Annotated in this window: 1 protein-coding gene; it reads right to left on the bottom strand. The window is 60.0% G+C overall.

The features are described from left to right. On the bottom strand, positions 1-3877 hold a 3877-nt coding region (locus tag EN749_RS32280; protein ID WP_128364687.1), incomplete at its 3' end, for a DEAD/DEAH box helicase. Between the last annotated feature and the right edge of the window lie 31 nt (positions 3878-3908).

Below are 3908 nucleotides of genomic sequence, written 5' to 3'. Positions count from 1 at the left end.
AATCATTGCACTGCCACGACCATCGGATGCTTTGAATCTCGCGCGCACCAGCATCATGCGCGGGCCGCAGCCAGTTCAGAGTTACCCCAGCCGATGTCCAGACGAGACCATCAACCACCACTTCGGCGCCTGGGGCATATTCGCGAATCGCCACGTCCGCGTTACGGCTCGGATAATCGTACCGGCGGTTCCGCACGGTTTCGCTCTCCTCGTCCGAGCGCAGGCGCTGCCTGTTCAAAGTTTCGGCGCAATCGTTGACGAACGGCACGATGGCATTGGGAAACCCGTGGCCAGGCAGCAGTGACCGGGTCGAGAGTTCCTTTAAGAGCGGCTCTCTGCAGAATCGACGAATCTGCATCTCGAGGCTTGCTTTAGCTTCCGTCACGACCGCGCCGGCTTGTTGCCGCAAAGAGTCCCATTGGTCGCGATAAGCCTTAGCGGCATGGTGGAACATGTCGGCTGCAATTTGAAGCACACTGCCATTGTCCTGGAACGCAGTGCCAACAGTCAAAGCTGTCAGCCGGTCGGAAAGAACTGTCGCCGTGCTCGGGGTTATCAGCCAGTTGCGAAACAGTTCCACGGGAGGCGTCTCGTCCGGGGCTAGTATCACACCTTCCGGACAGCCAAAGAACTGCCCGGCCCTCACTCGCATCAGTTCGCCTTTTGCCTGCCGGAACCACTGTGCCAGCAGAAGCGCGTTGACATGGCGCTGGACGATGCGGCGAGAATCAAGCTTGACCTGCGGCGAGCGCAGTTCGCGCCCGAGATATTTGATGGGGTCGACGAAGGTTTCCCGATCTAGGGGCGTATCGCGGGCAAATGTGAGCGACGACGCGAAATGCTGTCCGCGGCGACCCGCACGGCCAACCCGCTGCCTATAATTGGCAATGGACGGCGGCACGTTTGTATTCAGCACCGCCTCGACAGAACCGATGTCCACACCCATTTCCATTGTCGTCGAACAGGCAAGGAGATTGATCTCACCCTGCTTGAACTGCGCTTCGAACTCTCGAAGTCGGTAAGGCGGCTGTTGCGCCGAATGCTCTTCGGCGCGAATATAGGGGGCGAAGGTCGCCGCCCTGTCATGCAGATTGCCCCAGACGCCGCGCTGCCGGAGGGCTGCTATCATTGGATCGCTTTGGACGAACTCAGCTAGGGCCGCACGCTCCCGATCGTTGATCGGAAAAAAGTAAGGTAGTGCCGGAAACCTCACGGCTTCAACCGGCTGCAGAGCACCGGTCGAAACATGACGGACGCTGTATGGCGTTCGTCCAAAGACGAGGCGGGGCAGGACCCGGTGCGTCACCGGACAAAGCCAAGCCTCGTCTACGGCAGCAATGCCGGCCATATCGAGACCCAGGGCAAACGTAGATCCGCTTCCCTCCAGCAAGGGCCGCATCTGGTCCCAGGCCTGCGTCAAGATGTCGTTGATTGTCGCGCGATCTTCTCCGCTATCGCTGTCGAGGTTCAGATGTTTCTCCAGAAGCAAAACCGCGTTGGTTTTGATCCCGCCGCCCGCGCGGGCTTTCGGCCAAGTGACATCTGATGGTATGCGCCTGTCCTGGTCCGGGCCGACTATGCCACGAAGGAACGCGTTGCGCGGCAGCAGCCAGCGTGCATCCTCCCGGCTAACATTGAGGACGAAATTCGTTCGAATGACGCTATCCACCAGAAAGTAGAGAAAATCGCGCCAGACGCTCAGCGAGTAGCCTTGTCGCTTAATAGGCCCCGGAAGGCGGCTTTCCGTCAGCTTCTCTATTTGCGGAAAGACCAGTTTCCCTAAGCCGAGCGTCTCGATGGCATTGGCGCGGCGCGGACGGCGGGCAAGCTCCCGCAGAATGAGATAGTTAGCCAGCGCCTTGGGATCACGGTGAAAGCGGTCGTCGCGGTCGGCGTCCCAAACCTTGCCGATCCATTGCTTTAACATGGGCTCGCTGGAAAAATCGCGCACTGCATCGTTCCATGGCACCGTGGCATTGGCGCTCCTGCCCGAAAGCTGCTGTTCAATCTCAGTCAGATATGGCTTGAAAGTCGCGTCAGACTCCACCAATGCCGCGAACTTAGCTCGCTTGGCTTCGAGGTCGGTACGCTCTTCACGCGTCAGCGGTTGCGGTGCAGCAGCTTTCTGGGCGAGGTGATAAACAAAAGTGCGGACGTAGCTGCGCTCCGACATCGTCTCAATGTTGGCAGCAAAGCGTGCCGTGCCCTGTCTGCTGTCCGTGAACGAGAGCAGCTGCCGGCCCTGTGCGGGCAGCTCTATATTCACCCGATCACTGGGCTTGACGCCTTCAAGCATGGTCGGCGCGGCGTTTTGAATGAGAAAGGGAGCGCCAAAGCGAAAGGGCCACAACACCGTGCCGGAGCGTCGTGATGGGGCCGCCCTGCAGCAAGGACAGGAGGCGTCCAGGACCGGCCGGCTCAGGTGTAGGACCCGTCCTTCGCCGCGTTTTTCGGGCAAGGCGCCACTTGTTGGATCCACGTCGCGCTCGAAAAGGCCGTCCGTCAGACGGGTGCCGATCAGACGCCGATCGCCGTCGCGCCGCAGTACCGATTTGATGGCTTCAGTGTCATCGTCATCTTGCTCGCCGTCATCGGGTTCATCAAGCTCGCGTGCGCTTGCGACTGCAAACTCGTCCCTGTCCGGCGCTATCGCCTGTGGGGAGAGGTGGTCCCCGTGATCATACCCGTTCAGAAATGGCTCTCCACACTCCCGGCAACTGATGAGTTCAAAGACAGGCGCTGTGCAGATCTTGCACGTCTCGCTACGTTCGAAATGAAGAGCGCCGAATGGCCAGGCCTCGGGACGTTCGCCATCACAGTCTGGATTGAGGCATGACCATAGGCCCGGGATTGCGCGGATGAACTTGTGAACGCGCAAGGGCAGCAAGGCTGCAGCTCCAATGGCCTCAACCAAGGGTACAGGGTCCAAGCCGGCTCCCGCTGCTATCTGTCCCGCATGAGCCATCGAAACGGCACCCTTTTCTGCCGCGCGTACCAGCTCTTGAACGGCCGGATTCTTCTCAAATCCGCCGCCTGGCTCGAGTTGCTCCGGCGTCAGACGGCCAGCTGATGTTGGCGGCGGCAGAGCCACCTTGTGGCGAGCGCCGAACACGACGTGAACCTGAGAGAGGGGCACGCCTGCGAGGTCTGCCAGATAGCGCTGAAGATCGGCCTTCGCTTTGTCGTCCGTACCGCCAAGCGTAGCCGAGGTGGCTACAAAGCGCACTTGCTTCGCACTGACCCCGAAAGCTTGCAACACACGGCGAAGCAACAGAGAGACTTCCGCAGCCGCCGAACCGACATAGCTGTGCGCTTCGTCGATCACGACCCAGCGTAGCAGACCGTGGGAAGCCTCAAGCAGGGGATGATCCTCTCTTCGGATCGTCATGTACTCCAGCATTGTATTGTTGGTGACGAGCACCGGCGGCGGATCCGAACGAAGCGTCGCTCGATACAAAACCTGCTCGGGATACTCTTTCTCGGCTTTTTCGCGATCGCTCTTTCGCTTGTCGGCCATGAGGCCATTGTAGAGTGCAAAACGGATTTGCCCGCCGAATGGGGCGATCCATCGCCGCAAGCGTTCCTCTTGGCTGGCGATGAGCGCATTCAGCGGATAGAGCATCAGTGCGCGTACGCCGCGCAGCCGTCCGGTCAGGCTGGCCTCGCGCGCCAGATCGTTCAACAGAGGTATCAGGAAGCATTCCGTCTTTCCGGAACCTGTGCCGCTCGAAACCAGAACCGACCTGCTGTCGGCGGCAAGAAGGTGACGCCAGGCCTCAATCTGGTGTGCGTAAGTTGGGTAGTTGAACCGGTAGTCGTCGCCCGGTTTACCGGTGAGCGCTTCCACCAGCCTGGGATGCAGGAGATTGCCGCTCATCTCCTGTGGTGTCGTTGCCGAAGACACGTAG

Origin of the sequence: Mesorhizobium sp. M7A.F.Ca.ET.027.02.1.1, from assembly GCF_004022985.1 — a bacterium.
Classification (GTDB): Bacteria; Pseudomonadota; Alphaproteobacteria; order Rhizobiales; family Rhizobiaceae; genus Mesorhizobium.
The sequence above is the reverse complement of the archived record's forward strand: the minus strand, read 5'-3'. Positions and strand labels throughout refer to the sequence as shown.